1 protein-coding gene is annotated in these 785 nt (G+C 68.4%); it reads right to left on the minus strand.

Going from position 1 to position 785, the window contains the following annotated elements; translation table 11 throughout:
• Position 1: 1 nt before the first annotated feature.
• Positions 2-785, minus strand: a 784-nt coding sequence (locus tag Mspo_RS19470) for a CDP-alcohol phosphatidyltransferase family protein (RefSeq protein ID WP_244613565.1), incomplete at its 5' end; no start/stop codon positions are given.

A 785-nucleotide genomic window follows, 5' to 3' on the forward strand; every position in this document is an offset into this window, starting at 1 on the left:
CTCAGCCGGCGGAGGCGCCGTGGAGCTCGCTGTCGAGCTCCTGCGCGGCGTCGGCCGGGGGGGCGTCGGCGGAGCGGCGCGCCGGCAGGCGATGGATCGTCGCCGTCTCCGCATCGTCGCGGTCCATCCGCGACAGATCCTGACGCACCATCCACACGAACAGGGCGAAGGCGACCGCCGACATCGTCCCGATCGTCACATCGAGAACCGTGAAGCGCCACAGACGCGCCTCCACCACCGCCGGGCCCAGCCAGCAGGCGAAAAGGCTCCACGCCGCCACCAAAATCCGGAACTCCGTCGCCCCCATCCCGCCATAGGACAGGCGGTGCACCCCCGCCGTCGCCACCCGCAGATAGGTGTAGGAGCTCATCAGAAGATAGAGCGACAGCACGAACAGCGCCGACGGCAGCGTGAAATAGGGCGAGATCCCGAGCCCCACCACGATCAGGCTCTGCGCGATCAGATCGCTCGAATGATCGAGCAGAAAACCGTAGCGCGGACGCTCGATCCCGCGATGGCGCGCCAGCGTTCCGTCCAGCGAATCGCCGAACCAGTTCAAGAACAGTCCGGCCACCACGGCCCACAGGAACCACGCCGACCAATGGGCGAGAGCGAAGCCCGCGGCGGTCGTCGCCGCCCCCGCCAGACCCACCGCAGTCAGATGATCCGGCGTCGTCCAGGCGGGAAGCCGAGCCGCCAGCGCCCGCAGAACGCGCCGCTCGCCGGACGCCAACAGGCTCGTATTCAATCGGTTCGCCAAGAAACCCCCTCGAAAACCAAGCCCG

The sequence above is a fragment of the Methylosinus sp. Ce-a6 genome (assembly GCF_009811655.1).
In the GTDB taxonomy this organism is placed as follows: domain Bacteria; phylum Pseudomonadota; class Alphaproteobacteria; order Rhizobiales; family Beijerinckiaceae; genus Methylosinus.